We start from the raw sequence: 25,075 nt of genomic DNA, 5'->3' as shown, positions 1-25,075 counted from the left end.
AATGTTCTAAATCTGCGACGTTATGGCCAATACGCTGCAGCGCAAATCAATGCTTTTGTCATAGCCGCCTGATGAACGCGTGCGGTGCAGCACGCCGCGCTTGAGGGGGTTGGCCATGGACATCGACACAGCGGTATCGGTCTTGAATTCGCTGGACGAGGCGGAACGGCTCCTGGCGGAAGTCCGGCTGCATCCGGGAGCCTGCGGCGCCGCCAAGGAGTTCATGGACCGCAACCGCGAGCTGCTCGATCAGGCCCGCCACTGCATCGATGCCGCGCACGAACTGGCCTGACGCTGGCCCGATGCTGGCCTGATGCCGGTTTGACGAGGTACGGGAGCGGCCGCTTCCCGCCGCACATCAGCCCTTCCTGAGGACCTTGCCGCCCGTGCCGGCCATCTTCGCCCAATCCTTCGCGAAATAGGCGAAGTCGCGGGATGGGCGGCTGTAGAGATAGCCCTGCGCCAGCGGCACCCCCAGCTCCGTCAGGAGCTGCGCGTGCTCCGGCCCCTCCACCTGCTCCCCGATCAGCCCGAGGCCGAGCTGGCCGCACACATCGACGATGGAGCGCAGCATTGCCATGTCCCGCCCGTTGTTCACGGCGCCGCGGACGAAATGCCCGTCGATCTTGGCGAAATCGGCCTGGATGCCGTAGAGCGACTGGAAGGAGGTCGAACCGGCCCCGACGTCGTCCAGGCAGATGCGGAACCCGGCGGCGCGCAGCTTCTGCAGGACCTCGTTCAGCTTGGCGATGTCGGTGACGACGACGGTCTCCGTCACCTCGACCAGCAGCTTGCGGGCCAGTTCGCCATAGGGCTCGGTCACCGCCAGGAACTGGCGCAGGAAGATCGGGCTCATCAGCGTCTTGGCGGACAGGTTGATCGCCACGTCCGGCAGGGTCGGTTCCTTGCGGTGGGCGTGCATGGTGTCCAGCACCGACTGCGTCAGCAGCAGGTCGAAGTCGTAGATCAGCCCGACATCCTCGGCGAAGGTGATGAAGTCCGCCGGGGACGGCATGCCCTCCACCCGCGTCAGCGCCTCCAGATGGTGGACGGTCCGGGTCCCGATATCGACGATGGGCTGGTAGACCACGAAGAAGTCGCGTTTCTCGATGGTCGCGCGCAGCCGGCCGATGCGGTCCACCGCGTCGGACAGCATGCGCTTGGCGCCGTCCTCCAGGCTGGAGATGGTGAACTCGCCGCCCTGGGCCGACGCGAAGGCCTGCACCGTGTAGACCAGCGCGCGCGCCGCGTCGGCGGGGTCCAGCCGCTCGTCCGACACGTCCAGCGACCAGGTGCGGATGCCGCCGGGCAGCTCGCCGCCGACGCTCTGGATGATCTGGGTGATGTGGTCCTGCACCTCCTGCCCGTCGATGTCGGAGGCGTGGACGATGCCGTAGCGGTCGGTGGCCAGTTGCCCGGCGCTGTCGCCGTTGGCGGAGATCGCCCGCAGATAGGCCTCGATTCCCTGCATCACCTCGCTCGCCGCCCCTTCGGGCAGGGCGTCGACCATCGATTGGAGCCCGTCGATCAGCAGCAGGGTCAGGGCGTTGTCCAGCCCCTTCTCCCGCGCCTTGAGGATGCGGTCCTCCAGGATGTGGCTGAAGGCGTTGCCGTCGAGAAGCTGGCCGGCGGCGGCCAGCGCCTCGTTCGTGTTGCGCGGGCCGGAAGCCAGCAGCACGGTCAGGAACAGCGAGCCGGGGCAGGAGTCGAGCCGGCAGCCGCCGAGCAGCGCCGGGAAGCGGTTGCCGTCGCAGCCCTGGAAGACGACGCGCGCCGGCTTGATGCGGCCCTTGTCCTGGATGCGCTTGAACAGGACGGTGACGTACTTGCGGTCGTTGGGCGCCACGACGTCGAGCAGGCTGCTGCCGACCAAGCCCGCCACGTCGCCTTCGGTCAGGCGGCAGCGCGCCCCCGCGCTGAACAGGATGGTGCCCTTCGCGTCGGTCTCGATCAGCAGATCCGCCGCGGCGAAGGCGAAGCCGACGAAGCGGTCGCGCTCGCGGTGCGACGGGCGTCGGACCTGCGTGCTGGTCTGCGGCACCGGGCGTCTGATCGAGTCATGCGCAAGCTGCATCGGCAATAGCCCGAAATTGAGAAAAAATTTATCGAATTGCGCCATTCATTGAATGGAGACTAGCCGTGTTCCCGTTCTGAAAAAAGCGGCAAGATTTGCCCCACCGTTCCGAAGAAAAATTCGGAACCTAGAATTTTCAATGATTTAAAGAGAAATATGGTTTTGAGCCGCGCCGGATTATCGCACCCGCCGCGAGAAAAAAACGACTGCGGGCCGTTTCCGAACAGGAAACGGCCCGCAGCGACGATCGAAAGCGGAGAATCGACCGGAAGGGTCAGGTGCGGGGATGGAGCCGGGTCACATGGCCCATCTTGCGGCCCGGCCGGGACTCCGCCTTGCCGTAGAGGTGGAGGCGGGCGCCGGGCTCGGCCATCAGCGCCGGCCAGCGGTCCGCGTCGGCGCCGATCAGATTCTCCATCTCGGCGTCGGCCACCCGCTCCACCGAGCCGAGCGGCAGGCCGCAGACGGCGCGGACGAGCTGCTCGAACTGGCAGGAATGGCAGGCGTCCATGGTCCAGTGGCCGGAATTGTGCGGGCGCGGGGCCATCTCGTTGACCAGCACGCCGCCGTCCGGCGTCACGAACATCTCAACCGCCAGCACGCCGACGAGGTCCAGCGCCTCGGCGATGCGGCGGGCGACCCGCTCGGCCTCGGCCGCCGTCTCCGCCGGAACGCGGGCCGGGGCGATGGTCTTGTCGAGGATGCCGTCCTTGTGCCGGTTCTCCACGGCGGGGTAGGCGGCCATGCTGCCGTCCAGCCCGCGGGCGACGATCACCGACACCTCGCAGGTGAAGGAGACGAAGCCCTCCACGATGCCGGCGTCGGAGCCGATGGCCGCCCAGGCTTCCGCCGGGTCGCTGCCCGGCTCGATCCGCGCCTGCCCCTTGCCGTCATAGCCGAGGCGGGTGGATTTCAGGATGCAGCGTGGCCCGATCTCCGCCACCGCCGCCGCGACTTCGCCGGCGCTTCGGGCGGCACGCCAGGGGGCGGTCCCGATGCCCAGCGCGTTGACGAAGGACTTTTCCTCCACCCGGTCCTGGGCGACCGATAGCACCTTCCCGCCGGGGTGGACGGGGGTGAAGCGGTTCAGATGCTCGACTACGGCGACCGGGACGTTCTCCCACTCCAGGGTCACCACGTCGACGGAGCGGGCGAAGGCTTCCAGCGCGTCGAGGTCGTCCCAGCCGGCGGAGGTGACGGCCGCCGCGACCTGGGCGCCGGGGCTGCCCTCCGATCCCGGCGCGTAGACGTGCGTCTTGTAGCCCAGCCGGGCGGCGGCGAGCGCGGTCATGCGGCCGAGCTGCCCGTCGCCGAGCATGCCGATGGTCGAGCCGGGCGGAAGGATGCGGTGGGTCATGGTTCAGGCGGGCTCGTCGACGGGGGCCTCGGCGACGGCGGCGGTCTGGCGGGCGCGCCAGGCGTCCAGCGCCTCGGCGACCGCCGGGTCCATCAGGGCGATGACCGAACCGGCGAGCAAGGCGGCGTTGATCGCGCCGGCCTTGCCGATGGCCAGCGTGCCCACCGGAACGCCGCCGGGCATCTGGACGATCGACAGCAGGCTGTCCATGCCCTTCAGCGCGTGGCTTTCCACCGGGACGCCGAAGACGGGCAGGGGGGTCATGGAGGCGGCCATGCCCGGCAGGTGGGCGGCGCCGCCGGCACCGGCGATGACCACCTTCAGGCCGCGCTCGCGGGCGGTGGTCGCGTACTCGACCAGACGCTGCGGGGTGCGGTGGGCGGAGACGATCCGGACCTCGTGCGGAACGCCGAGCGCGGTCAGCGTCTCGGCGGCGTGCTTCATGGTGGTCCAGTCCGACTGGCTGCCCATGATGATGCCGACCAGCGGCTTGCGGTCGGTGGTGGCGGCGATGGATGCGGACACGGCGCGCGCTTTCCTCTAGGTCCGGAAAGCGGCGCATTATAGAAAGCGCGCACGCGGAGTCCAGCGCGACGCGATGCGCCGGGCCATGTTCCCCGCCGAAACGCCGCGTCAGGCGATGATGTCGGGCAGCATACGGCTTTCCAGAACCATGATCTGGTCCTTGAGCGCGAGTTTGCGCTTCTTCAGACGTTGCATCTGAAGCTGGTCGAACGGCGCACGTTCGTGCAGTCGGGCGATCACGTCATCGAGGTCGCGATGCTCGCTGCGAAGCGTGGCCAGTTTTTCCTTCAGCATCTCTTGTTCGTTCATACGCGCGGGGCCCGCTGGCTGAGCGGCGGGGACTATACCAGATTTCCGGCGCAACGGCAGTGCGAAACCACGCATTCTTCGCAGGGTTATAATCCGGTCGCCGGAATGTAATATACTCGGAGGACCAGAACCATTGCGGTGGAGCAACGTTCTGGTATGACTACCTTTCGCAGCGGTTCCAGACGACACGGGACAGTCATCCATGACAGCAGGCAAGCGCATCGGCATTCTCACCAGCGGCGGCGACTGCGCCGGGCTGAACGCGGTCATCCGCGCGGTGGTCCACCGGGCCGTCCTGACCTACGGCTGGCAGGTCCTGGGCATCAAGGAGGGCACCCAGGGGTTGCTGCAGCGTCCAGTGCAGTATCAGGTGCTCGACCTGCCGCAGGTCGACGGCAACATGATGCGCATGGGCGGCACGATCCTCGGCACGACCAACCGCGGCGACCCCTTCGCCTACCCGATGGCCGACGGCACGCAGAAGGACCGGTCGGACGAGATCATCGGCGGCTACCGTGAGCTGGGGCTGGACGCGCTGATCGGCATCGGCGGCGACGGCAGCTTCGCCATCCTGAAGAAGCTGGCCGACAAGGGCGGCTTCCAGATGGTCGGCATCCCCAAGACCATCGACAACGATCTCGGCCTGACCGAGGTGTCGGTCGGCTACGACACCGCCGTCGGCGTGGCGGTCGAGGCGCTCGACCGGCTCCAGCCGACCGCGGCCAGCCACGCCCGCGTCATGGTGCTGGAGGTGATGGGCCGCGACGCCGGCCACATCGCCTTGGCCGCGGGCATCGCCGGCGGTGCCGACGTGGTGCTGATCCCCGAGATCGCCTATTCCATCGAGAAGATCGCCCAGAAGATCAAGCAGGTGCGCTCGACCGGCCGCAACTTCGCCCTGGTCGTGGTGTCGGAGGCGGTGAAGACCGTGGACGGCACCGGCGTGCAGAAGCTGTTCCAGGGCGGCCAGAAGCGCTACGGCGGCATCGGCGACTACATCGGCGAGAAGATCGCCGAGGCGACGGGGGCGGAGACCCGCGTCACCGTTCTGGGCCACGTCCAGCGCGGCAGCATGCCCAGCCCGCGCGACCGTCTGGTCGCCTCGGCCTTCGGCGTGCACGCCGTGGACCTGATCGCCGAAGGCAAGTTCGACCGCATGGTCGCTTGGTCGGACCGCGGCGTCATCGACGTGCCGATCACCGAAGCCATCGCCAAGTACGCCTGCGTGGAGCTGGACGGCGCCATGGTCAAGACCGCCCGCGGCCTGGGCATCAGCCTGGGCGACTGAGCGGCGACTTCGGGGAGGCAGGCGCGGCGATGTCGGAAAACCCGCTCTGGGACTTCTCGCTCGCCGTCTACGGACGGCCCGGCGTGTCCGCCGCCTGCCTCGATCTTCAGGACCGGCTCGGCCAGGACGTGAACCTTCTGCTGTTCGCCGCCTGGGCGGGCATGGCCTGCAACGCCGACCTTCCGGCGGGCGAACTGGCGCGGATCGACTCCGCGGTCGCCCCTTGGCGGGACGAGGTGGTCCGCCCGCTGCGCGCCGTCCGCCGCCGGGCGAAGGGGGAGGACGATGCCCTCTACAAGCGCCTGAAGGCGGCGGAGCTGGAGGCGGAGCGCGTCCAGCAGGACCGTCTCTTCGCCCTGTCCGGACTTACCCCCACGCCGGGTGGCGGCGTCGCGCTGGCCGCGGTCAATCTCTACCGGCTGGTGCCGGAGGGCGACCCGGCGGTGATGGCGTTGCTGGCGGCGCTCGACACGCCGCCTGAGCCCTGACGGAACCGGTGCGATGCCGCATGTCACGCTCACCTCCGCGCGCCTGATCCTGCGTCCCTGGCGCGACGGGGACGGCGACGCCTTTCACGCGCTGTCACGGAATCCCGCGGTGATGGAGCATCTGCTGCCGCTTCCCGATCGGGAGGCCAGCGACGCGGTGATCCGGCGCATCGGTGCGCATTTCGACCGGCACGGCTTCGGCTTCTGGGCGGTGGAGCGGCCCGGCCACAGCCCCTTCATCGGTTTCGTCGGTCTGGCCCGGGTGACGGAAGAGATGCCCTTCACCCCCGCCGTGGAGGTGGGGTGGCGGCTCGACCCGGCCCATTGGGGGCAGGGGCTGGCGACGGAGGCCGCCGGGCTGGCGCTGGCCCACGGGTTCGGCACGGTCGGGCTGAACGAGATCGTCGCCTTCACCGTGCCGGAGAACCGGCGGTCGCAGCGGGTTATGGAGCGGCTGGGGATGGAGCGCGACGCGGCGGGCGACTTCGATCACCCGCGGGTTCCCGATGGGCATTGCCTGAAGCGGCACGTCCTCTACCGGATCGGGCGCGGCCGCTGGCGGGACGGGATCGGCACTGGTGTCAGCGGACCAGGATGAGGCTGTTGCGGTCGCCGGTCTCGTCGGAGACCTGGAAGGGCTTGCCGACGTAGAAGGCTTGGCAGCGCTTACCGCCGGACAGGCGGGTCAGCCCGGCTTCCCACTCCTGCCCGCGCGGGCCGAGGATGCGCAGTTTCAACTGGTCGAGCAGCGGGAATATCTGATAGCCCTCGAGGTCCAGCGGCTCCCCCTTCGCGGAGAAGGCCTCCTGGTTCAACGTGAGGGTCTTGCCGTTGAGGTCCAGCTTGACGTCCTGCGCCCACGGGCAGCCGCCACCGGCGGGCTTCTCGTTGGCAGCGGCGGGCGTCGCGGTCAGGATCGCCGGGACGAGGGCGCAGGTGAGGGCGAGGGCGAGGGCGCAGACGTTCAAGGTGCTTGTCATCGACGGAATGCTTTTCATAAGCGGGACCCGGTCCTCGCGCTGAATACCCCGGTATGCTCAAGGGCATGGGGTGCAGAATAAATTTTGCAAAAGTGAAATGCAACGCGGGGCTTCTCGTGGGTGGGTTGCGGGAACGGCAGGACTTGTGACCAATGCGTCAGCGGACCTGTCCGGTCCTTCGGCTTCCGGTACCCCTTCCATCATCAGGCGCGTCCCATGGCGACGATCATCGAGGCCCTTCTGGCCGCCATCGACCACCACCAGTCGGGCCGTCTGGCCGAGGCGGCGACGCTCTACGGGCGGATTCTGGAAGCCGATCCGGAGCAGCCCGACGCCGCGCAGTTCCTGGGCGTGCTCCACGCACAGACGGGCCGGCCGGCCGACGGGGCGCGCCTGCTGTGCCGGGCGCTGGCGCTGCGTCCCGACTCGGCGGGCGGGCACTCCAACCTCGCCGGGGCGCGTCAGACCATGGGCGACGCGGCGGGGGCGGAGGCCGGTTACGCCCGCGCCCTGCGGCTCGACCCGCTGCTCGCCGACGCCCACGCCAGCCGGGCCGCCGCCTTGCGCGACCTGAACCGGGTGCCGGAGGCCGCCCGTTCGGCGCAGCGGGCGCTGGCGCTGCTCCCGGCCTCGGCGGACGCCTTGGTGAACCTTGCCGAAACGGCGCTGGCCGGACGGCGGGGAGAGGAGGCGGAGCGGACGGCCCACCGCGCCGCCGCGCTGGCGCCGGGATCGCCGGCGGCCTTGATGATGCTCGGTTCCGCCTGCGCGGCGCAGAAGCGCTGGGACGAGGCGGAGGCCGCCTACCGCGCGGCGCTGGACCTCGCCCCCGGCTATGGCGCGGCGTGGGGAAATCTCGGATCGTTGCTTGCCGGGCAGGGCCGTTTCGACGAGGCGCTGGCGGCCTTCGCCGCGGCGGAGGAACGCGGTTTTTCCGGGCCGTCCCTGTGGTCGGCGCGCGGCAACGCGCGGCTTGCCATGGCCCGGCCGGCGGAGGCGCTCGCCGACTTCGACCGGCTGTTGCAGGCCCGCCCCGGCGATGCCGGGATGCGCTGGAACCGCGGCTTCGCCCGGCTGCTGGCCGGCGATTGCGAGGGCGGCTGGCCGGAGTTCGACTGGCGCCGCCACGACGCGCGGGCGGAACCTCCCTGGCGCCGCTTCGCCCAGCCCACCTGGACCGGCGGCGACATCGCCGGGCGCACCATCCTGCTCTACGCCGAGCAAGGGTTGGGCGACACCCTCCAGTTCGTCCGCTACGTCCCGTTGGTGGCGGCGCGCGGCGCGCGGGTGATCCTGGAGGTGCAACGGCCCTTGGTGAGCGTTCTGTCGGGCCTGCCGGGGGTGGAGCGGCTGATCGCCCGCGGCGACCCGCTTCCGGATTTCGATCTGGAATGCCCGCTGATGAGCCTGCCGCGCGCCTTCGGCACCAAGCTGGATGATGTGCCCGCCGCCGTGCCCTATCTGCGCGCCGACCCGAAACGCGCCGCCGTCTGGAGTGAGCGGCTGGCGGACGGGCAACTGACGGGTGGGCTGCGGGTCGGGCTGGTCTGGGCGGGCAACCCGCGCTTTCCCGGCGACGCTCTGCGCTCGCCCCGGCTGGCCGGGCTGCGGCCGGTGCTGGATGCGCCGGGCGTGCGCTTTTTCGGCCTCCAGAAGGGACCGGGGCGGGAGGATTTGGATCGGGTGCCGATGCCCTCGACCTTCACCGACCTGGGACCGGACATCGCCGATTTCGCCGACACCGCGGCGATCATGGCCAACCTCGACCTCGTCATCTCCTCCTGCACCGGGCCGGCGCATCTGGCCGGGGCGCTGGGGGTGCCGGTCTGGGTTGTGCTGCCGCTGTCGCCGGACTGGCGCTGGCTGCTGGGGCGGGAGGACAGCCCCTGGTACCCCACCGCCCGCCTGTTCCGCCAGACCCGCGTCGGCGACTGGGCGGAGGTGGGCGGGCGCGTCGCCGACGCGTTGCGCGCCGTGGCTCTTACGACTTGAGCGTGATCGTCGTCTGGGTCATCTCGTCGGCGGTGGACACCAGCTTGGAGGCAGCGGAGTAGGTGCGCTGCGCCTGGATCAGCGTGGTGAACTGCTCCTCGATCTTGACGTTGGAGCCCTCGACGCTGGCCGTGTTCAGCGACGCCCCGACGGTCTTCGGCGCGCTGGTGCCGGTCTCACTGGTCAGGTTGCCGAAGGAGTTCAGGCGGATGGCGCCCGAATTGGCGGTGGTCCGGAACATGGTGCCGGACACGCTTTCCAGATCGGTCGGGTTGATCACCGTCGCATCGGGGATGCGGTAGATGTAGCGCTGCCTGCCGCCCTGGAAGTTCGCGGCGACGAAGCCATCCTCGGTCAGTTCCGCCCCCTGATAGGTGCCGGCGCGGATGCCGTTGTTGCCCTGGACGATCCCCAGATCCATGCCGGCGATGGTGGTGATGGAGTTGGTCATCTTCCCATAGGAACCGAGATCCAGCGTCGTCTGGGCGAAATCGCCGCCGGGGTTCAGGGTCAGGGTCACCGGGCTGCCGGTGGGGCCGCCGGTCAGCGTGCCGTTGCGGGCGAAGTTCAGCGTGCCGAGCGATTGCCACGTGGTGGGGTCGTTGACGTTGCCGTTGCCCACTGGCTTGCCGTCCGCGCCGATGACTCCGGCGTTGAAGACCTGCCACGTCGAGGTGCCGTCCTCGGCCTGCCCGGTCTTCAGGAAGCGCAGCGCCATCGCCCCGTCGGCGCCGTTCTTGTCCACCATGTTCAAAACGACGCCGGTGGTGTTCGCCGTGGTGATCTGGCCGGACACCGGGGCTTGGTCGTAGGGCAGGTTGAGGTTCAGCGACGCCTGGGTCGAGGCTTCGCGGTAGTCCTGCAACCCGCTCAGCGAGACCGGCGTCATGCTGGTGAGGCTGCCGAAGGAGCCGGCGCCGCTGGCGGGGTCGAGCTTGAACCCCATCAGCGCCTTGCCGGCGCTGTTCACCAGACGGCCTTCCTTGTCGGGAGAGAAGTCGCCGGAGCGCGTGAGGAAGACCGAATCGTCGCTGGTCTGTGTGGCGGTCGCGGTCGTGCCGGTCTGGGCAGCCAGATCCTGGACGATGAAGAAGCCGTTGCCGTTGATGGCCGCGTTGGTGGAGATGTCGGTCCGGGTGACCGTGCCGCCGCTGTGGTCCAACCGCTCGAAGGCGCGCACGCCGTTGCCGGGGTCCTTGTTGCCGGTGCGGTCGCTCAGCACGAAGTCGGAGAACTGCGTCTCCGACGCCTTGAAGCCGGACGTCGAGGCGTTCGCGATGTTGTTCGAAATGGTGCCCAGGGCGCGGTTCTGCGCCGTCAGCCCGAGAACGCCATTGTTGAAGATCGTGGTGATGCCCATGGTCCGGCCGCCTCATTCCCATCGACGCGCGTCCGCCGGAACGCGCCGATCTGGGAATTGCAACCGTCGTGCCAGAAGGCGGGGAGCCGCTGAAACAACCCTCTTCCGTGGTGGGGAGGGGTTTGTTCAGGCCGCCGAAACCAAGGGATGGGCAGAAATTTCCCGGCGGAAGCGGCTCCTCACCGTGCGCTGGGCAGCTTTCGCCCAGCCGTCGGCGCCCTCGTTGGTCTCAATCGACCGGTTCGAACATCTTGGTCTGGGAATTGATGGCCCACAGGTCGCCGCTGTCCAGGTCGAACCACCAGCCGTGCAGTTCCAGCGACCCGGCCTCGACCCGCTCGCGGACGAAGGGGAAGGTCATCAGATTGTCCACCGAGGTGCGGACGGCGGCGCGCTCGATCACGTCGGGCTTCTGCTGGAGACGCTCGAACTCGGCTTTGCGCCGTTCCTCGTTGGTGTCCCCCTGGGCGGGCGGGATGTAGGGATCGAGCGCCGCGCTGGCGATGGACACCCAGGGCGACACGAAGTCGTTCTGGTCCGGTTCGCCCTTGCGCAGGCGGATCAGCCCCTGGATGCCGCCGCACAGGGCGTGGCCCAGCACGATGACGTGGCTGACCTGAAGCACCCGCACCGCGTATTCGATGGCCGCCGAGGTGCCGTGGTAGCTGCCGTCCGGCTGGTAGGGCGGGACGAGGTTGGCGACGTTGCGGACGACGAACATCTCGCCCGGCTCCGCCTGGGTCAGCAGCGCCGGATCGACGCGGCTGTCGGAGCAGCCGATCATCAGGATCTTCGGCTTCTGCCCCTCCTCGACGAGCTGGCGCATGCTGTCGGGCCGGCGCTCGTAATAGCGGGCGCGGAAGCCTTTCATCCCGGCGAGAAGCTGACGAATCGGAACGTCCTGGTCGCGGGTGTGTGGCATCGTTCTGATACCCCTCTTCGGTCGGGATTTAGCGGATGCGGTATAGCCCAGGCCGGGTCATGTTTCCAGAACCTCCGCAGGCGCCGGCTCGCCCCAGCGGCGGACGATGCCCGCGTCCAGCCCGAACAGGTCGAGCGCCCGCCCAACGGCGTGGTCCACCAGATCGTCGATGGTCTGCGGGCGGCTGTAGAAGGCGGGGACCGGCGGGGCGATCACCGCGCCCATCTCGGCCAGCTGGGTCATCGTGCGCAGGTGCCCCAGATGCAGCGGCGTCTCGCGCACCATCAGCACCAGCGGGCGGCGCTCCTTCAGCGTGACGTCGGCGGCGCGGGTCAGCAGGGTGGAGGTCACACCCGTGGCGATCTCGCTCATCGTGCGGACGGAGCAGGGGGCGACGATCATGCCCATGGCGCGGAAGCTGCCGCTGGCGATGGCCGCGCCGATGTCGGCGACGGCGTAGGACACGTCGGCGAGAGCGCGCAGCTCCGCCACCTTCATGTCCGTCTCATGGGCCAGGGTGACTTCGGCGGAGCGGCTGACGACGAGGTGCGATTCGACGCCGATCCGGCGCAGCACGGACAGCAGCCGGATGCCCAGGATCACGCCCGAGGCTCCGCTGATGCCGACGACAAGACGGGAGGGTGCAGTCATGCCGAAGAAGTAGCGCGCGGGCCGGGCGTCGTCCAGAGCGCGGTCTTGTGGACCCCTTCACGGGCCCGGCGCCGGGGGCGGAGGGACGGGCCGCACCCGGTCGCACAAAAGCAAAAAGCCCCCCTCCCGCCGGGGGAGAGGGGCCGGGAAGGCGGCGTCAGCGCGCCTCTTCCTGCTCCGAATAGGGCGACTCGTCGCCGTAGCCGTCCTCGCCGTCCTGGGCCTCGCGCTCCTCCTGCGACAGAGGGACGCCGCCGCGGCGGACCGCCAGGGCCAGGGCCTCCTCCAGCTCGCGCTGGGTGCACAGGCCGAGCAGCACCGGGTTGCGCGGCTTGATGTTCGGGGCGTTCCAGTGCGTGCGGTCGCGGACCGCCGCGATGGTCGGCTTGGTCGTGCCGATCAGGCGGCAGAGCTGGGCGTCCGACAGCTCCGGATGGTGCTTCAGCAGCCAGGCGATGGCGTCGGGCTTGTCGCCGCGCTTGGTGATCGGGGTGTAGCGCGGCCCCTTGGACCGCGCCGCCGGCAGCGGCAGGTCGGGGACCAGCAGCTTCAGGCGCAGATCCTGGTTGCGCTCGCAGCGTTCGATCTCGCCCTTGGTCAACTGACCGTTGGCCACCGGGTCCAGCCCGACCATGCCGACCGCCACCTCGCCATCGGCGATGGCCTGGACCTCCAGGGAATGCAGGCCGCAGAAGGCGGCGATCTGCTCGAAGGTCAAGGATGTGTTCTCGACCAGCCAGACGGCCGTCGCTTTCGGCATCAAGGGCAGTGCCATCGTCCCTCCTGACAACTCCAACCCGACCGCACCCGCTGGCGGGTGGCGCGATCGGCCTTACTTTACCGGATGGTCCCGAGCTTCGCCCTCCATATAGGGCCGGAACCGGTCGATGTAAGCGTGCTCGGGCAGGCGGCCGGGAAAACCCGGACGCCGATCCCTCTGCTAACCGTCTTGGCGCGCTTTAGCAAGCCCACCCGGCTGTCCGGGAACAAGAATGAAGCGAAAAAATTGCTTGAAAGGGAATTCCCGGCTGTGAAACCGGGGAATTCCCTTCGCAATTTAATGGTTCGCGGGTGCAGCAGCGGTCGCGGCGGCGGTCAGCCGCCAACCGTCATGACGATCTTGCCGATGTGCGCGCTGGATTCCATCAGGGCGTGCGCCTCGGCCGCCTGCTCCAGCGTGAAGACCTTGTGGATCACCGGCTTGACCGTGCCGCCTTCCAGCAGCGGCCAGACCTTCTCGCGCAGGGCGGCGGCGATGCGGCCCTTCTCCTCGACCGAGCGCGCGCGCAGGGTGGAGCCGGTGAGGGTCAGGCGCTTGGTCATCACCGGGAACATGTTGATGGAGACCTTCGGCCCCTGGAGGAAGGCGATGGAGACGTGCCGCCCGTCGGGAGCCATGATGCCGATGTCGCGGGCGATGTAGTCGCCGCCGACCATGTCCAGCACCACGTCGACGCCACGCCCGCCGGTCTCCTTCTGGATGACGGCGGCGAAGTCCTCGGTCTTGTAGTCGATGGCGCGGTCGGCGCCCAGCTCCTCGCAGGCGCGGCACTTCTCGGCGCTGCCGGCGGTGGTGAAGACCTTGGCCCCGAAGGCCTTGGCAAGCTGGATGGCCGTGGTGCCGATGCCGCTGGAACCGCCGTGGACCAGCAGAGTCTCGCCGGGCTTCAGCGCGCCGCGCTCGAACACGTTGGTCCAGACGGTGAAGAAGGTCTCCGGAACGGCGGCGGCCTCGACCATGCCGTAGCCCTTCGGAACGGGCAGGAGCTGCGGCGCCGGGACCACGCAGTACTGGGCATAGCCGCCGCCGGCGATCAGGGCGCAGACCGCGTCGTCGGCGGCCCACTCCGTGACGCCCTCGCCGATGGCGACGACGCGCCCGGCGATCTCCAGGCCGGGCAGGTCGGAGGCGCCCGGCGGCGGGTCGTAGCGGCCCTGGCGCTGCAGCATGTCCGGGCGGTTGACGCCCGCCGCCTCCACCGCCACCAGCACCTCGCCGGGGCCGGGCACCGGGGCGGGACGCTGCACGGTGCGCAGGACCTCCGGGCCGCCGGGTTGCGAAATCTCAACGCAGGTCATGCTGTCCGGCAGGGCGATGCCCATGGTGTCTCCCCCATTCCTCGTTGACGCGGTGCCACCGCTCGGGCGCCGGTCCGATCATCTGCACTCCAGGCGGCCGGGCCGTTTGTGTCCGCAGGCGTCCAAAGTTAGAATTCCGCACCGGCGCTGACAAGCACGCCCCGCCGGCCTTTCCGATGGGCGGGAAGCGGACGGCGCGGGGCAGGGATGCGCGAAAGCGGGAGGAGAAGCCTTATGGACATCGACGATCTGGAGCCGCGCAAGGCCAAGCCGGCGTTGAAGGACCTGACCGCGCTGGGCGTGGCGGAGCTGAAGGACTACATCGCCGGGCTGGAGGCCGAGATCGCCCGTGCCCGCGCCGCCATCGCCGGCAAGGAGGCGCAGAAGAACGCTGCGGAGGCCTTTTTCAGGAAGCCGTCCTGAGAAGGGGGAATGAAGATTTACCCTCTCCCGCCCCGGGAGAGGGAAGGGGCCCGCGCTCCGCGCGGGAAGGGTGAGGGTGCCGGCAACGGGCTGTCATATGATCCTGGCCTTACCCTCACCCGGCCCTTCGGGCCACCCTCTCCCGGGACGGGAGAGGGGTTAAGGTCGTGATATGTCAGTCCGCGCCGACCAGATCGCGGTAGCAGTGCCAGGAGGCGTGGCCGATCAGCGGCAGGGCCAGCGCCAGCCCGAGGAAGCCGGTGACCATCCCCGCCGCGGTGAACAGCACGATCAGGAAGGCCCAGCCGGCCATGGTCCGCAGATTCTCGCGCAGCACCGCGACGCTGGTCGCCATGGCGGTGAAGCTGTCGGTTTCGCGGTCGAGCAGCATCGGGATCGACACCACGCTGATGGCGAAGACCGCCGTGGCGATGACGCCGCCGACGATGGTGCCGGTCAGCAGGAACGGGATCGTCTGCGCCGAGAAGAAGATGCGGTCGACGAGCTGGTCGAAGGCCGGCGGCTCCGTCGCGAAGAACAGCGCAAAGATCAGAAAGGCGATGCGGATCCAGGCCAGCATGGCCAGCATCAGCGCCAGCCCGATCCCGGCGATCTGCACGCCGTTGCGGCGGTAGGCCCCGGCGACCTTCATCAGCGTCGGCGTCTCCCCCCGCTCCAGCAGGCGGCTGGTCTCGTAGAGGCCGACGGCGAACACCGGCCCCAGCAACATGAAGCCCGCCGCCATCGGCAGGACCAGATACTGCATGTCCTGCATCGACAGCACGGCCACCAGCGCGAGGCTGGACAGCACCGCCAGCAGGCCATAGGCGGCGCTGATCATGGGGCTGGCGCACATGTCGCGCCAGCCGGCGCTCAGCCACACCCAGGGGCGGTCGACGTCGACGCTGCGGATTCGCGGAAGATAGGGTGCCGGCTTGTGGAACTCGGAGGGCTCCTTGCGCCGAACCGGCCGATGGAATTGGGACGCACCGCGGTGAGACGACATGTCGACCATGATGATGGTCCTCCCCTTTGCCCATTGCGCCTCTCGTGAGGGGAACTGTAGCAAAGCGGTCCGCAGCGATCCAGATTGTCTTATGGACGAATTGTTAGAGTACAAAATTGTCACAAAAGCGATACCAAAGCACGGGCTTGGCCGTCACGGGTCGCCCGTCCCGTCCTCGACCTTCTTGCCGTCGAGTTCCGCTTGTCGGCGCTCGGCCTCCTGGCGGTCGCGCAGCTTCTCGGCCTTGGTGCGCCCGAAGCGGACGCGGTTCTCCTCGGCGTTTTTTTCACGCTCTTCCTTCTGGCGCATCTTCCGGAAGCGGTTCAGGTTGACGACATCGGCCATGGGGGACTCTCCGCAGGGCGGGGCATTTCCATCCTTCGATCAACTCGGCCGTTGGAATGCCCAAATTGCTTGTTTTCTTTCGGGACGATAGTTTAGCGAAACCCCGTGCCACCCGGAAGACCGGAGCGGGCGCCGGCGGCTCTCGCGGCTTGTGGCGGAAACACGGCGACTCAACAGCCGAACGGTGGGGAAGGCGCGTCAACCGGTGAAGAGATTCCTGATCGCAGCTCTGATACTCGTCGGTCTGCTGGTGGCCGCGGTGCTGGTCGTGCCCAGCGTCGTCGATTGGAACGCCTACAAATCCCAGATCGCGGAGCGGGTGTCCGCCGCCACGGGGCGCGAGGTGGAGCTGAGGGGCGACATCGGCCTGTCGCTGCTGCCGGCCCCGGCGCTGACGGTGCGCGACGCCCGTCTGGCCAACGCGCCGGGCGGGTCGGAGCAGGACATGGCCCGCCTGAAGGAGCTGGACGTCCGCGTGGCGCTCGGCCCGCTGCTCAGCGGTCACATCCAGGTGCAGAGCATCCGCCTGATCGATCCCACCTTCCTGTTCGAAACGCTGCCCGACGGGCGCTTCAACTGGGACCTGTCCGGCGCCGGCCGCCCGGTCGACGGCGGGCGGGGCGGGTCTGGCGATGGGCTGGCCTCGGCGGTCAGCTTCGATCAGGTGACGGTGCAGAACGGCACCATCCAGTACCGCGACGCCCGCACCGGCCAGTCGGAGGTGATCGACCAGGTCGACGCGCGCATCGTTGCCGGCAGCTTCACCGGGCCGTTCCAGGGGCAGGGCAGCTTCCGGGCGCGCGGCGTGCCGCTGCGCGGGGAGATGTTCGTCAGCCGCCTGATCGATGGCGCCGCCGTCCAGGTCCGGGCGACGCTGTCGATGGCCGACACCGACGCCACGCTGCGCTTCGCCGGGATCGTGACCAACCCGCCGGGCAGCGGTGGGTCGCGCGCCCAGGGCGACCTGCGCGTCGAGGGCAGCGACCTGTCCCGCGCCCTGGCTCTGGTCCGCAGCGGCTCGGCGGCCGGCGGGGACAAGAAGGCGAACGCGCTGCTCGCCCAGTCCTTCGGCATCCGCACGGCGGTCGAGGCGTCCCCGACCGCGGCGAGCTTCACCAATCTGGAAGCGCAGCTTGGCGACACGCGCGCCACCGGTACGGCGACCCTGCACAGCGGCACGCCGGCGCGGGCGGAGCTGACCCTGGCCCTGAACCGCCTGGACCTCGACGCCTGGCTGGAGCGTGCACGGTCGAGCGGCGGCTCGGAGAGCGGCGCCCCGCCCGCCGCCCGCAACGGAAACGCGGCCAAGGGCGCGCCATCCACTTCCCTATCCGGCGGCACGCCGTCGGGTGGTGCAGGCCAGCCGGGCGGGTTCGCCCTTCCGGACGCGCTGGACGCCAAGCTCGACCTCGCGGTGGACGGCATCACCTATAACGGCGGCGTGATGCGCCAGGGGCGGGTGGAGGCCAGCCTGAGCGGCGGCACGCTGAACATCGACCGCATCAGCGCGCTGCTGCCCGGCGGGTCCGACATCGTGGCGGCGGGTGAGCTGGCGGCGGCCAATGGCCAGCCGAACCTCAACCTGCGGATGGAGGCGAACGCCGACAATCTGCGCGCCCTGCTGGAATGGCTGCGGGTGGACGTCCGCGCCGTGCCGGCGGACCGCCTGCGCCGGGCGTCGATCGCCGCGCAGTTGCAGGGGCGGCCGGGGCGGTTGGACGTGAACGGGCTGGACCTGCGGGTGGACGCCAGCCGCCTGACCGGTGCCGTCGCCTATGTGGACCGCGGGCGGCCCGCCTTCGGGGCGCGGCTCGACCTCGACCGGTTGAATCTCGACGCCTATCTGCCCGCGCCGGACAGTGCCCAGACCACCGCCCAGACCACTGCCAACGGCGCGGCCACGGCCCCGGCTCCGACGCCGACGCCGACGCGCAACGGGAACTCGTCCGGGAGCTCATCGACGACCCCGGCCCGGCTGCTGGCCGGCGTGGACGCCAATCTGGAATTGTCGGTCGGGCAGCTGACCGTGCGCAACACGCCGGTCCAGGGGCTGCGGCTCGACGCCACCGCCGCGGGCGGCGCCCTGTCGATCAAGGAGGCGACAGTGCAGGACGCTGCCGGGGTGAAGCTCCGTCTGGACGGGCAGATCGCCGGGCTGGAGCCGCTGCGCGGCGCTCATCTGACGCTGAACGCCGAGGCCGCCAGCCTGGAAGGGGTGGCGCGCGCCGTTCCCTGGCCGGAGGGCGCCCCCGCGCCGGAGCGGCTGGGCGCGGTGAAGGCGCAGGCCCGCCTGTCGGGCGACGCCGAGCGTCTGGCGGTCGAGCTGGGTGCGGAGGCGGCCGAAGGCTCGCTGGAGGCGGGCGGCACGGTGCTGAACGTCGAGAAGAACCCATCCGTCGATCTGAAGCTGCGCGCCAAGCATCCGGAGCTGGCCCGGCTGGCCGGCCTGTTCGCCGATACCCCGTCCTCAGGCGGCGCGGTGTCGGGCTCCTACGGTCCGATGGACCTCTACACGGAACTGGCGGGGACTCGGAAGGCCTTCACCCTGGGCAACATCCAGGGGACGGTGGCCGGCGTCACCGTCAAGGGCAAGGCGAGCGCCGATCTGAATGGCAGCAAGCCGCGGGTGGAGGCCGAGCTGCAAACCGGCGACCTGGAGCTGGACCGGGTGGCGGCGCTTCCCGCCGCCGCGGCCCGCCCCGCCGGTGCCTCCTCTCCGGCGGCCGAGGCGTTGCCGGGCGCGCCCGCCGCCGCGACGGGGGATTTCAGCGGGCTGCGCCGCTTCGACGGGCGCTTCGTTCTGACCTCTTCCGCCCTCGTCAAGGGCGGAACGCGGATCGACAATCCGGCTTTGCGCGCCACCGTGACCAACGGCGTGCTGACGGTGGAGCGTTTCGACGGTACCCTGATGGGCGGGCAGCTCGGCGCCACCGGGCGGCTCGCCGCGCCGGGCAACCAGACGCCGACCGCCGAGGCCACCATCACCCTGTCCAAGGCCAAGCTGGCCGAGGCGGTGGGCGGCGGGCTGGGCGGCGGAGCGCTGGAGATCGCCGGGGGCGTGCTCGACGCCGAGGCTAACTTGACGACCAGCGGGGCCGGCGGCGACGCCATGCTCAAGGCGCTGGCCGGCCAGGGCCGGATCAGCGCCCGCGACGGCCTGCTGCGCGGCTTCGACCTCGGCGCCCTGCGCGACCGGCTGACCAGGCTGGAGCGCCCGCAGGAGCTGCTGGGCGCGGTGATGGGCGGGCTTCAGGGCGGGGAGACCCGCTTCGCCCGGCTGGACGGCAGCTTCGCCATCGACAAGGGCGTGGCGCGCACCGAGGACACGCGGCTGACCTCCGACCTGGGCGAGGCGATGGCGGTGGGGCAGGTCAACCTGCCGGCGCAGACCATCGACATGCGCGTCCGCCTGACCGTGCAGTCCGACCAGTCGCTGCCCCCGCTGACCGTCCGCATGACCGGCGCGCTCGACAAGCCCACCCGCTCCTTCGAGATGCAGGAGGTGCAGGAGTATTTCGCCCGCCGTGCCGCCGAGGGGCTGTTGAACAGGGTGGTGCCGAAGGATCTGCCGATTCCCGGCGGCGGCAACGCTCCGAAACCCGACGCGCTGCTGAAGGGGCTGATCGACGGGCTGAGGCGTTGAGAGGGTGGGGGCGCGTGACGCATTGCGTCCAAGCCCCGTGACGCATTGCGTCCAAGCCCGTTGAAGTTCCGTGGGGCGGGTCCCATAATGCGGCAGACAAGAAGCGGATTTTGAGTCGATGCAGGTGGACAATAAGATTCTGGACGATCTGGCCCGCGTTGCGGGTGGCGCGCTCGGCGCGCTGTCGTCCCTGCGCGAGGAAGCTGAGGCGCAGATGCGCCAGCAGTTCGAGCGCGTTCTGTCGCGGATGGACGTGGTGAGCCGCGAAGAATACGAGGCCGTCCGCGCCATGGCCGCCAAGGCCCGCGAGGAGCAGGAGACCATGGCCGAGCGGCTCGCCGCGTTGGAGGCCACGGTCGCGACGCTCAAGGCCGAACATGATCCGAAGCCGGCAACGGGCGCCTCCGCTCCCGCCGTCGGTCCCATCGCCGGAGGGGGCGGCGGGCCGGTCTGATCCGGCCTCCGTCCCGTCTCCAGCCCTTCACGGATGCACCGCCGAAAACCAGTTGCGCCGGCCAGACCCTTTTGGCACGGTGCTCTTGGTGGTATTCATCCGTCTGCCAGCCACAACATCTCGGGGCTTCCCCTTCTTGCGCGAAGGCGGACCGGCCCCGGGGCGGTTCCGTCCACCGCGCCTTTACAGGAGGACGCCGACATGTCGGCTGTTGCCGTCGACACCCCCTCATCCGCGCACAATCCCCTTGACATCGTCGAGGAGATCGTCACCGCCAACGAATGGCCCTTCGAGCGGGCCGGCGAGGACGAGCTGATCGTCGAGATCGGCGGGCGCTGGTGCGATTACCGTCTCTATTTCGTCTGGCAGTCCGACGTCAGCGCGATGCAGTTCTCCTGCCAGTTCGACATGAAGGTTCCGGCGGCGCGCCGCTCCTCGGTCAACGACCTGCTGGCGGAGGTGAACGCGCGCATGTGGCTGGGCCATTTCGACGTCTGCGCCGAGGAGCACACCCCGATGTTCCGCCAGACCATGCTGCTGCGCGGTTCGCGCGGCGCCACGGTGGAGCAGCTCGAGGACCTCGTCGAGATCGCCCTCTCGGAGTGCGAGCGCTTCTACCCCGCCTTCCAGTTCGTGATCTGGGGCGGCAAGTCCGCGTCGGAGGCGGTGTCCGCCGCCATCCTCGACACCGCCGGGGAGGCGTGACCGCCATGGCGCAAGCTGGGACTCAGGGTTGCACGTTGCTGCTGGCCGGCTGCGGCAAGATGGGCGGCGCGATGCTCGACGGCTGGCTGAAGGCCGGCATCGCGTCCAGCGTCGCCGTGGTCGAACCGTCCGGCCTACCGGAGTCCCTGCGTGGCAACCCCGCCGTCGTCCTGGCCAGCGGTCCGGACAGCGTGCCCGCCGGCTTCGCCCCGGACGTGGTGGTTCTTGCGGTGAAGCCGCAGGTGATGGACTCGGTCCTTCCGGCCTACCAAGCGCTGGTCCGCCCCGGCACGGTGTTCCTCTCCGTCGCCGCCGGCAAGACCATCGCCTCCTTCGAAGCGGCGCTGGGGGAGGGCGCGGCCATCGTCCGCTCCATGCCCAACACGCCCGCCGCCATCGGCCGCGGCATGACCGTCGCCGTCGGCAACCCGGTGGTGACCGAGGCGCAGAAGACCCTGTGCGACTCGCTGTTGCGCGCGGTCGGCGACGTGGCCTGGGTGGAGGACGAGTCGCTTCTCGATCCGGTGACCGCCGTCTCGGGCAGCGGCCCCGCCTACGTCTTCCTGATGGTCGAGGCGATGGCGAAGGCCGGCGAGGCCGCCGGTCTGCCCGCCGAACTGGCCATGCGTCTGGCGCGGGCCACCGTTGCGGGGGCGGGCGAGTTGCTCCACCAGTCCCCGACCGCCGCCGACGACCTGCGCAAGGCGGTGACCAGCCCCAACGGCACCACCCAGGCGGCGCTCGACGTGCTGATGGCCGCGGACGGAATGCAGCCGCTGTTCGACCGCGCCGTGGCTGCTGCCGCAAACCGCTCTCGCGAACTGGCGAAGTAAGGCGTCATGGCGGCCCTCAGCCCCTCCGCCCAACGGGTCCAGGCCTTGCTGGACGGCTTCGGCCACGGCCACAGCGTGATCGAGCATGAGGGCAGCACCCGCACCTCGGAAGACGCCGCGAACGCCGTCGGCTGCGCCGTGGCGCAGATTGCCAAGTCCTTGATCTTCCGTGCGAAGGACAGCGGCCGGCCGGTGTTGGTGGTGGCAAGCGGGGCCAACCGGGTCGACGAGAAGGCGGTGGGCCGGCTGATCGGCGAGAAGATCGAGCGGGCCGATCCGGACTTCGTTCGCGAGGCCACCGGCTTCGCCATCGGCGGGGTGCCGCCCATCGGCCACGCCGTGCCGCCGGTGGTCCTGATCGACGCCGACCTGATGGGCCTCGACGCCATCTGGGCCGCCGCCGGCACCCCCAACGCGGTCTTCCGCCTGACCCCGGCGGAACTCGTCGCCATCACCGAGGGGCGGGTCGAAGCCATCCGCAAGGGCTGACGGTCCGACAACCGAGCCGGTCAACCGGGCAGGATGCCGCAGCGCGGCATGACCGCGCATCGCCGGGTCACCCCTCTTCCAAGCCTCTGGATTCTCTGGCAAGACTCTTCCCAACGAGTTCTTGAACAGAGACGCATCAGGGAGGCCCCCCGTGACTGACGCCCGGCACAACCCGTACGAGACCGACCTCGACCAGAACGCCGCCAACACGGTGCCGCTGTCGCCGCTCTCGTTCCTGCGCCGCACCGCCGCGGTCTATCCGCAGCGCATCGCCGTGATCCACGGCCCGGTCCGCCGCACCTGGGCGGAAACCTACGAGCGCTGCGTGCGCCTCGCCTCGGCCCTGGCCAAGCGCGGCATCGGGCTGGGCGACACGGTCGCGGTCATGGCCCCCAACACCCCGGAATCCTTCGAGGCGCATTTCGGCGTGCCGATGACCGGCGCGGTCCTCAACGCCCTGAACATCCGCCTGGACGCCGAGGCGCTGGCCTTCATCCTGGAGCATGGCGAGGCCAAGGTGCTGCTGACCGACCGGGAGTTCTCCGGCGTCATCTCCAAGGCCGTCCACATGCTAGAGCCGAAGCGCCGCCCCATCGTCATCGACATCGACGACCCGCAGGCCAAGGGCGGCGAACTGATCGGCGAGCAGACCTACGAGCAGTTCCTGGAAACCGGCGACCCGGCCTATGAATGGCCGATGCCGGCCGACGAGTGGCAGGCCATCGCGCTGAACTACACCAGCGGCACGACCGGCAACCCCAAGGGCGTCGTCTACCACCACCGCGGCGCCTATTTGAACGCCATGGGCAACGTGCTGACCTGGGCGATGCCGCACCATCCCGTCTATCTGTGGACTCTGCCGATGTTCCACTGCAACGGCTGGTGCTTCCCCTGGACGGTCACCGCCATGGCCGGCACCAACGTCTGCGTCCGCACCATCACCGCCAAGGGCATCTACGACGCTCTGGCCGACCTCGGCGTCACCCACATGTGCGGCGCCCCAATCATCATGGGCCTGATCGTCAACGCGCCGGAGGACCAGAAGCGGGAGATCCCGCGCGGTGTGAAGATGATGACCGCGGGCGCCGCCCCGCCCGCCGCGGTGATCGAGAAGATCGAGCGGATGGGCTTCGACGTCACCCACGTCTACGGCCTGACCGAGGTGTACGGCCCGGTCACCATCTGCGCTTGGCACGAGCACTGGAACGACCTGCCGCTGGAGGAGCGCGCGGCGCTGAAGGCGCGGCAGGGCGTGAACTACGCCACGCTGGAAGGGCTGATGGTCGCCGACCCCAACACGCTCCAGCCGACCCGCAAGGACGGCGTGACGATGGGCGAGATCTTCATGCGCGGCAACACCGTGATGAAGGGCTATCTGAAGAACCCGCGGGCCACGCAGGAGGCCTTCTCCGGCGGCTGGTTCCACACCGGCGACCTCGGTGTCTGGCATCCCGACGGCTACATCGAGCTGAAGGACCGGTCGAAGGACATCATCATCTCCGGCGGCGAGAACATCTCGACCATCGAGGTCGAATCGGTGCTCTACAAGCATCCGGACATCGTCGAGGCCGCCGTGGTCGCCCGCCCGGACGAGAAGTGGGGCGAGACGCCCTGCGCCTTCGTCACCGTGAAGGAGGGCAAGCAGTTGACCGAGGCCGAGGTGATCGCCTATTGCCGCGAGCATCTGGCCCACTTCAAGTGCCCGCGCACCGTCGTCTTCACGGCCCTGCCGAAGACCTCGACCGGCAAAATCCAGAAATACGTGCTGCGCGATCAGGCCCGTGCGCTCAACGAGGAGAAGGCGTGACCGCTGTGACCGGGGGCTTCGGCCCCCTTCTGCCCGAGGAGCGGGCGGACGCCGCGGCCCTGGTCCGCCAGGGTTTCGGCATTCCCCGCGAGTATTTCGACCGGTCGGTGGAGCTGTTCGGGCCGGACGTGATGCGCGGCCTGCGGGCCGGACCGGAGGCGGGGTGCGCCGGCGGGCTCGTCGCCTGCGCCGCCGTCTGGCCGATGGACCACTGGTTCGGCGGGCGCCCGGTGCCGTCCTGCGGCGTGGCGGCGGTGGCCGTCGATCCGGCGGAGCGCGGGCGTGGCTACGGCAGCGCGCTGATGCGCGGGCTGCTGGAGGAGGCGCGGGCCGGGGGCGCTGCGCTGTCGGTGCTCTACCCGGCGACCCTGCCGCTCTACACCCGCCTGGGCTTCGGGCGGGGCGGGGTGTCCTTCGACTGGAGCGCTCCGCCGGCTGTCCTCTCCGCCGGGCCGCCGCCGGGAGACGGATGGATTCGCCGGACCGAGGCCAGCGACGCCAGCCCCCTTGCGGCGCTACGCCGCAGCCTGCTCTCCACCACCAACGGTCTGGTGGAGCGCAATGAAGGGCTGTGGAGCTTCGCTCTTTGCCCGGACGGAGTTCCGTCCGATGTTTACACTTTTGGTGGTTCTGGCGGCCCCGAGGGCTACGTTGCGGTGGCGCCGCCGGCCGATAGAAAACTCCATGTTGCGGATCTCTGCCTCATCAGCCCGCGGGCGGTGCGGATGGCCCAGGGGTTCCTGGCCGGCTACCGGGCGCAGGTCGACCGCGTGACGTGGCGCGGCGGACCCGACGATCCGCTGGTTCTGCTGGCGCCGGAACGCGGGGTGCGTGTGGACGCCTGCGACGAATGGTTGCTGCGCATTCTCGACGTGCCGCGTGCCCTGGAAAGCCGCGGATATCCACCGGGGGTTGTGGGGGAGTTGGTTTTTGATGTGTCGGACGCGCTGATTCCGGAGAATTCCGGCTGCTTCAGGTTGTGCCTGTCCGAGGGAAGAGCGGCCGTGCGCCGGTTGCCGAGGGCACGGAACAGCGCTGAAAAGGCCGGCGGAAAGACGGATGGAGCGGTGCTGTCGCTGTCCATCGCCGCGCTCGCCAGCCTCTACAGCGGGCACAAGGGTCCTCACGCTCTCCGTCAAGTTGGTCTTCTGCGCGGAGGGGATGAGGCGTTGGCGCTGGCGGCGCTGTTTTTCTCGGGGCCGGCGCCCTGGATGCCGGACCGTTTCTGAAGCGGTGATACCAGTTACGTTTATCAAACCAGAAATTAACCCTTTCTGATGTATCCCTTAGCGACAAAGGCATGACGACGGCCAAAGCATAAGGCCGTACGATCCGGGGGAGCCCG

At 69.5% G+C, this 25,075-nt stretch carries 25 protein-coding genes; 13 read left to right on the top strand and 12 right to left on the bottom strand.

Features of this window, described 5'->3' with window-relative positions; all coding sequences use genetic code 11:
* Positions 1 to 115: 115 nt before the first annotated feature.
* On the top strand, positions 116 to 292 hold the full coding sequence (locus ABAZ39_RS36085; protein WP_155903422.1) for a hypothetical protein: 177 nt from the start codon (positions 116 to 118) through the stop codon (positions 290 to 292).
* A 66-nt stretch (positions 293 to 358) separates the two neighbouring features.
* On the opposite strand, the gene ABAZ39_RS09215 is transcribed toward ABAZ39_RS36085, so the two are convergent.
* The 4 genes from ABAZ39_RS09215 to ABAZ39_RS09200 all read right to left on the bottom strand — a co-directional run bounded on the left by ABAZ39_RS09215 (position 359) and on the right by ABAZ39_RS09200 (position 4,250).
* Entirely contained in the window at positions 359 to 2,074 is a 1,716-nt protein-coding gene (locus ABAZ39_RS09215; protein ID WP_051657894.1) for an EAL domain-containing protein, read from the bottom strand.
* Between the two features lie 274 nt (positions 2,075 to 2,348).
* Positions 2,349 to 3,431 carry a 5-(carboxyamino)imidazole ribonucleotide synthase gene (locus ABAZ39_RS09210; RefSeq protein WP_038528756.1) on the bottom strand — a complete coding sequence of 361 codons (1,083 nt, stop codon included), beginning with the start codon at positions 3,429 to 3,431 and terminating at the stop codon, positions 2,349 to 2,351.
* A gap of 3 nt (positions 3,432 to 3,434) precedes the next feature.
* Positions 3,435 to 3,902 (bottom strand): 5-(carboxyamino)imidazole ribonucleotide mutase, encoded by a 468-nt coding sequence (purE, locus tag ABAZ39_RS09205; RefSeq protein ID WP_051140162.1) that lies wholly within the window; start codon positions 3,900 to 3,902, stop codon positions 3,435 to 3,437.
* A gap of 162 nt (positions 3,903 to 4,064) precedes the next feature.
* Positions 4,065 to 4,250 carry a YdcH family protein gene (locus ABAZ39_RS09200; RefSeq protein ID WP_014239909.1) on the bottom strand — a complete coding sequence of 62 codons (186 nt, stop codon included), beginning with the start codon at positions 4,248 to 4,250 and terminating at the stop codon, positions 4,065 to 4,067.
* Positions 4,251 to 4,467: 217 nt separating this feature from the next.
* Here ABAZ39_RS09200 and ABAZ39_RS09195 point away from each other — a divergent pair, with 217 nt between their 5' ends.
* Genes ABAZ39_RS09195 through ABAZ39_RS09185 form a run of 3 tightly spaced genes read left to right on the top strand, consistent with a single transcriptional unit; the run spans position 4,468 to position 6,639 of the window.
* Complete coding sequence (locus ABAZ39_RS09195) at positions 4,468 to 5,553, top strand: ATP-dependent 6-phosphofructokinase (RefSeq protein WP_014239910.1); 1,086 nt, start codon at positions 4,468 to 4,470, stop codon at positions 5,551 to 5,553.
* A 29-nt stretch (positions 5,554 to 5,582) separates the two neighbouring features.
* The gene (locus ABAZ39_RS09190) at positions 5,583 to 6,041 is read left to right on the top strand and encodes a TIGR02444 family protein (protein WP_038528750.1); all 459 of its coding nucleotides are present in this window, start codon (positions 5,583 to 5,585) and stop codon (positions 6,039 to 6,041) included.
* 13 nt (positions 6,042 to 6,054) lie between these two features.
* A complete protein-coding gene (locus ABAZ39_RS09185) occupies positions 6,055 to 6,639 on the top strand; it encodes a GNAT family N-acetyltransferase (protein WP_038528748.1) in 585 nt (194 codons plus the stop codon).
* Here ABAZ39_RS09185 and ABAZ39_RS09180 read toward each other — a convergent pair.
* On the bottom strand, positions 6,623 to 7,021 hold the full coding sequence (locus ABAZ39_RS09180; RefSeq protein WP_038531074.1) for a hypothetical protein: 399 nt from the start codon (positions 7,019 to 7,021) through the stop codon (positions 6,623 to 6,625). The two genes, ABAZ39_RS09185 and ABAZ39_RS09180, sit on opposite strands and share 17 nt — an antisense overlap.
* Before the next feature lie 216 nt (positions 7,022 to 7,237).
* On the opposite strand from ABAZ39_RS09180, the gene ABAZ39_RS09175 reads away from it, so the two are divergent.
* Entirely contained in the window at positions 7,238 to 9,013 is a 1,776-nt protein-coding gene (locus ABAZ39_RS09175; RefSeq protein ID WP_038528745.1) for a tetratricopeptide repeat protein, read from the top strand.
* On the opposite strand, the gene ABAZ39_RS09170 is transcribed toward ABAZ39_RS09175, so the two are convergent.
* From ABAZ39_RS09170 to ABAZ39_RS09150, 5 genes are all read right to left on the bottom strand, one after another.
* A complete protein-coding gene (locus tag ABAZ39_RS09170; RefSeq protein WP_038528742.1) occupies positions 9,003 to 10,373 on the bottom strand; it encodes a flagellar hook protein FlgE in 1,371 nt (456 codons plus the stop codon). The genes ABAZ39_RS09175 and ABAZ39_RS09170 overlap by 11 nt on opposite strands.
* A gap of 229 nt (positions 10,374 to 10,602) precedes the next feature.
* Positions 10,603 to 11,295: a carbonic anhydrase gene (locus ABAZ39_RS09165; RefSeq protein WP_038528739.1), complete on the bottom strand. Its 693-nt coding sequence runs from the start codon at positions 11,293 to 11,295 to the stop codon at positions 10,603 to 10,605.
* 57 nt (positions 11,296 to 11,352) lie between these two features.
* Positions 11,353 to 11,946: a UbiX family flavin prenyltransferase gene (locus ABAZ39_RS09160; RefSeq protein WP_038528734.1), complete on the bottom strand. Its 594-nt coding sequence runs from the start codon at positions 11,944 to 11,946 to the stop codon at positions 11,353 to 11,355.
* A 157-nt stretch (positions 11,947 to 12,103) separates the two neighbouring features.
* Positions 12,104 to 12,721 carry a DUF1013 domain-containing protein gene (locus ABAZ39_RS09155; RefSeq protein WP_014239918.1) on the bottom strand — a complete coding sequence of 206 codons (618 nt, stop codon included), beginning with the start codon at positions 12,719 to 12,721 and terminating at the stop codon, positions 12,104 to 12,106.
* A 320-nt stretch (positions 12,722 to 13,041) separates the two neighbouring features.
* Positions 13,042 to 14,049: an NAD(P)H-quinone oxidoreductase gene (locus tag ABAZ39_RS09150; protein WP_014239920.1), complete on the bottom strand. Its 1,008-nt coding sequence runs from the start codon at positions 14,047 to 14,049 to the stop codon at positions 13,042 to 13,044.
* A 210-nt stretch (positions 14,050 to 14,259) separates the two neighbouring features.
* Between ABAZ39_RS09150 and ABAZ39_RS09145 the strand changes: the two genes are divergently transcribed.
* Positions 14,260 to 14,448, top strand: a complete 189-nt coding sequence (locus ABAZ39_RS09145; RefSeq protein WP_038528730.1) for a DUF1192 domain-containing protein — start codon at positions 14,260 to 14,262, stop codon at positions 14,446 to 14,448.
* 175 nt (positions 14,449 to 14,623) lie between these two features.
* On the opposite strand, the gene ABAZ39_RS09140 is transcribed toward ABAZ39_RS09145, so the two are convergent.
* Both ABAZ39_RS09140 and ABAZ39_RS09135 read right to left on the bottom strand, forming a co-directional pair.
* Positions 14,624 to 15,463 (bottom strand): DUF2189 domain-containing protein, encoded by an 840-nt coding sequence (locus ABAZ39_RS09140; RefSeq protein ID WP_038528727.1) that lies wholly within the window; start codon positions 15,461 to 15,463, stop codon positions 14,624 to 14,626.
* Positions 15,464 to 15,607: 144 nt separating this feature from the next.
* Entirely contained in the window at positions 15,608 to 15,799 is a 192-nt protein-coding gene (locus ABAZ39_RS09135; protein ID WP_038528724.1) for a DUF4169 family protein, read from the bottom strand.
* A gap of 205 nt (positions 15,800 to 16,004) precedes the next feature.
* Between ABAZ39_RS09135 and ABAZ39_RS09130 the strand changes: the two genes are divergently transcribed.
* The 7 genes from ABAZ39_RS09130 to ABAZ39_RS09100 all read left to right on the top strand — a co-directional run bounded on the left by ABAZ39_RS09130 (position 16,005) and on the right by ABAZ39_RS09100 (position 24,959).
* Positions 16,005 to 19,442 (top strand): AsmA family protein, encoded by a 3,438-nt coding sequence (locus ABAZ39_RS09130; protein ID WP_063922632.1) that lies wholly within the window; start codon positions 16,005 to 16,007, stop codon positions 19,440 to 19,442.
* Positions 19,443 to 19,560: 118 nt separating this feature from the next.
* Positions 19,561 to 19,896: an accessory factor UbiK family protein gene (locus tag ABAZ39_RS09125; RefSeq protein WP_038528721.1), complete on the top strand. Its 336-nt coding sequence runs from the start codon at positions 19,561 to 19,563 to the stop codon at positions 19,894 to 19,896.
* A 201-nt stretch (positions 19,897 to 20,097) separates the two neighbouring features.
* Positions 20,098 to 20,601 (top strand): type III secretion system chaperone family protein, encoded by a 504-nt coding sequence (locus ABAZ39_RS09120; protein WP_014239927.1) that lies wholly within the window; start codon positions 20,098 to 20,100, stop codon positions 20,599 to 20,601.
* Between the two features lie 5 nt (positions 20,602 to 20,606).
* The gene (gene proC, locus ABAZ39_RS09115; protein WP_038528717.1) at positions 20,607 to 21,434 is read left to right on the top strand and encodes a pyrroline-5-carboxylate reductase; all 828 of its coding nucleotides are present in this window, start codon (positions 20,607 to 20,609) and stop codon (positions 21,432 to 21,434) included.
* 6 nt (positions 21,435 to 21,440) lie between these two features.
* Positions 21,441 to 21,923, top strand: a complete 483-nt coding sequence (locus tag ABAZ39_RS09110) for a YbaK/EbsC family protein (protein WP_038528714.1) — start codon at positions 21,441 to 21,443, stop codon at positions 21,921 to 21,923.
* A gap of 151 nt (positions 21,924 to 22,074) precedes the next feature.
* The gene (locus ABAZ39_RS09105) at positions 22,075 to 23,730 is read left to right on the top strand and encodes an acyl-CoA synthetase (RefSeq protein ID WP_038528711.1); all 1,656 of its coding nucleotides are present in this window, start codon (positions 22,075 to 22,077) and stop codon (positions 23,728 to 23,730) included.
* A complete protein-coding gene (locus ABAZ39_RS09100; protein ID WP_247881560.1) occupies positions 23,727 to 24,959 on the top strand; it encodes a GNAT family N-acetyltransferase in 1,233 nt (410 codons plus the stop codon). Before ABAZ39_RS09105 ends, ABAZ39_RS09100 begins: the two co-directional genes overlap by 4 nt.
* Positions 24,960 to 25,075 lie beyond the last annotated feature (116 nt).

Origin of the sequence: Azospirillum argentinense (assembly GCF_000632475.1) — a bacterium.
GTDB lineage: Bacteria > Pseudomonadota > Alphaproteobacteria > Azospirillales > Azospirillaceae > Azospirillum > Azospirillum baldaniorum.
Note: the sequence above shows the minus strand (reverse complement) of the source record. Positions and strands in the feature narration are given on the sequence as shown.

Coding starts and splice junctions, on each gene's coding strand:
- ABAZ39_RS09195 (WP_014239910.1), top strand. CDS start 4,468: ATGACAGCAGGCAAGCGCATCGGCATTCTCACCAGCGGCGGCGACTGC.
- ABAZ39_RS09180 (WP_038531074.1), bottom strand. CDS start 7,021: ATGACAAGCACCTTGAACGTCTGCGCCCTCGCCCTCGCCCTCACCTGC.
- ABAZ39_RS09145 (WP_038528730.1), top strand. CDS start 14,260: ATGGACATCGACGATCTGGAGCCGCGCAAGGCCAAGCCGGCGTTGAAG.
- ABAZ39_RS09190 (WP_038528750.1), top strand. CDS start 5,583: ATGTCGGAAAACCCGCTCTGGGACTTCTCGCTCGCCGTCTACGGACGG.
- ABAZ39_RS09175 (WP_038528745.1), top strand. CDS start 7,238: ATGGCGACGATCATCGAGGCCCTTCTGGCCGCCATCGACCACCACCAG.
- ABAZ39_RS09135 (WP_038528724.1), bottom strand. CDS start 15,799: ATGGCCGATGTCGTCAACCTGAACCGCTTCCGGAAGATGCGCCAGAAG.
- ABAZ39_RS09125 (WP_038528721.1), top strand. CDS start 19,561: ATGCAGGTGGACAATAAGATTCTGGACGATCTGGCCCGCGTTGCGGGT.
- ABAZ39_RS09210 (WP_038528756.1), bottom strand. CDS start 3,431: ATGACCCACCGCATCCTTCCGCCCGGCTCGACCATCGGCATGCTCGGC.
- ABAZ39_RS36085 (WP_155903422.1), top strand. CDS start 116: ATGGACATCGACACAGCGGTATCGGTCTTGAATTCGCTGGACGAGGCG.
- ABAZ39_RS09140 (WP_038528727.1), bottom strand. CDS start 15,463: ATGGTCGACATGTCGTCTCACCGCGGTGCGTCCCAATTCCATCGGCCG.
- ABAZ39_RS09160 (WP_038528734.1), bottom strand. CDS start 11,946: ATGACTGCACCCTCCCGTCTTGTCGTCGGCATCAGCGGAGCCTCGGGC.
- purE (WP_051140162.1), bottom strand. CDS start 3,902: ATGGGCAGCCAGTCGGACTGGACCACCATGAAGCACGCCGCCGAGACG.
- ABAZ39_RS09150 (WP_014239920.1), bottom strand. CDS start 14,049: ATGGGCATCGCCCTGCCGGACAGCATGACCTGCGTTGAGATTTCGCAA.
- ABAZ39_RS09110 (WP_038528714.1), top strand. CDS start 21,441: ATGGCGGCCCTCAGCCCCTCCGCCCAACGGGTCCAGGCCTTGCTGGAC.
- ABAZ39_RS09215 (WP_051657894.1), bottom strand. CDS start 2,074: ATGCAGCTTGCGCATGACTCGATCAGACGCCCGGTGCCGCAGACCAGC.
- ABAZ39_RS09170 (WP_038528742.1), bottom strand. CDS start 10,373: ATGGGCATCACCACGATCTTCAACAATGGCGTTCTCGGGCTGACGGCG.
- proC (WP_038528717.1), top strand. CDS start 20,607: ATGGCGCAAGCTGGGACTCAGGGTTGCACGTTGCTGCTGGCCGGCTGC.
- ABAZ39_RS09165 (WP_038528739.1), bottom strand. CDS start 11,295: ATGCCACACACCCGCGACCAGGACGTTCCGATTCGTCAGCTTCTCGCC.
- ABAZ39_RS09120 (WP_014239927.1), top strand. CDS start 20,098: ATGTCGGCTGTTGCCGTCGACACCCCCTCATCCGCGCACAATCCCCTT.
- ABAZ39_RS09200 (WP_014239909.1), bottom strand. CDS start 4,250: ATGCTGAAGGAAAAACTGGCCACGCTTCGCAGCGAGCATCGCGACCTC.
- ABAZ39_RS09185 (WP_038528748.1), top strand. CDS start 6,055: ATGCCGCATGTCACGCTCACCTCCGCGCGCCTGATCCTGCGTCCCTGG.
- ABAZ39_RS09155 (WP_014239918.1), bottom strand. CDS start 12,721: ATGGCACTGCCCTTGATGCCGAAAGCGACGGCCGTCTGGCTGGTCGAG.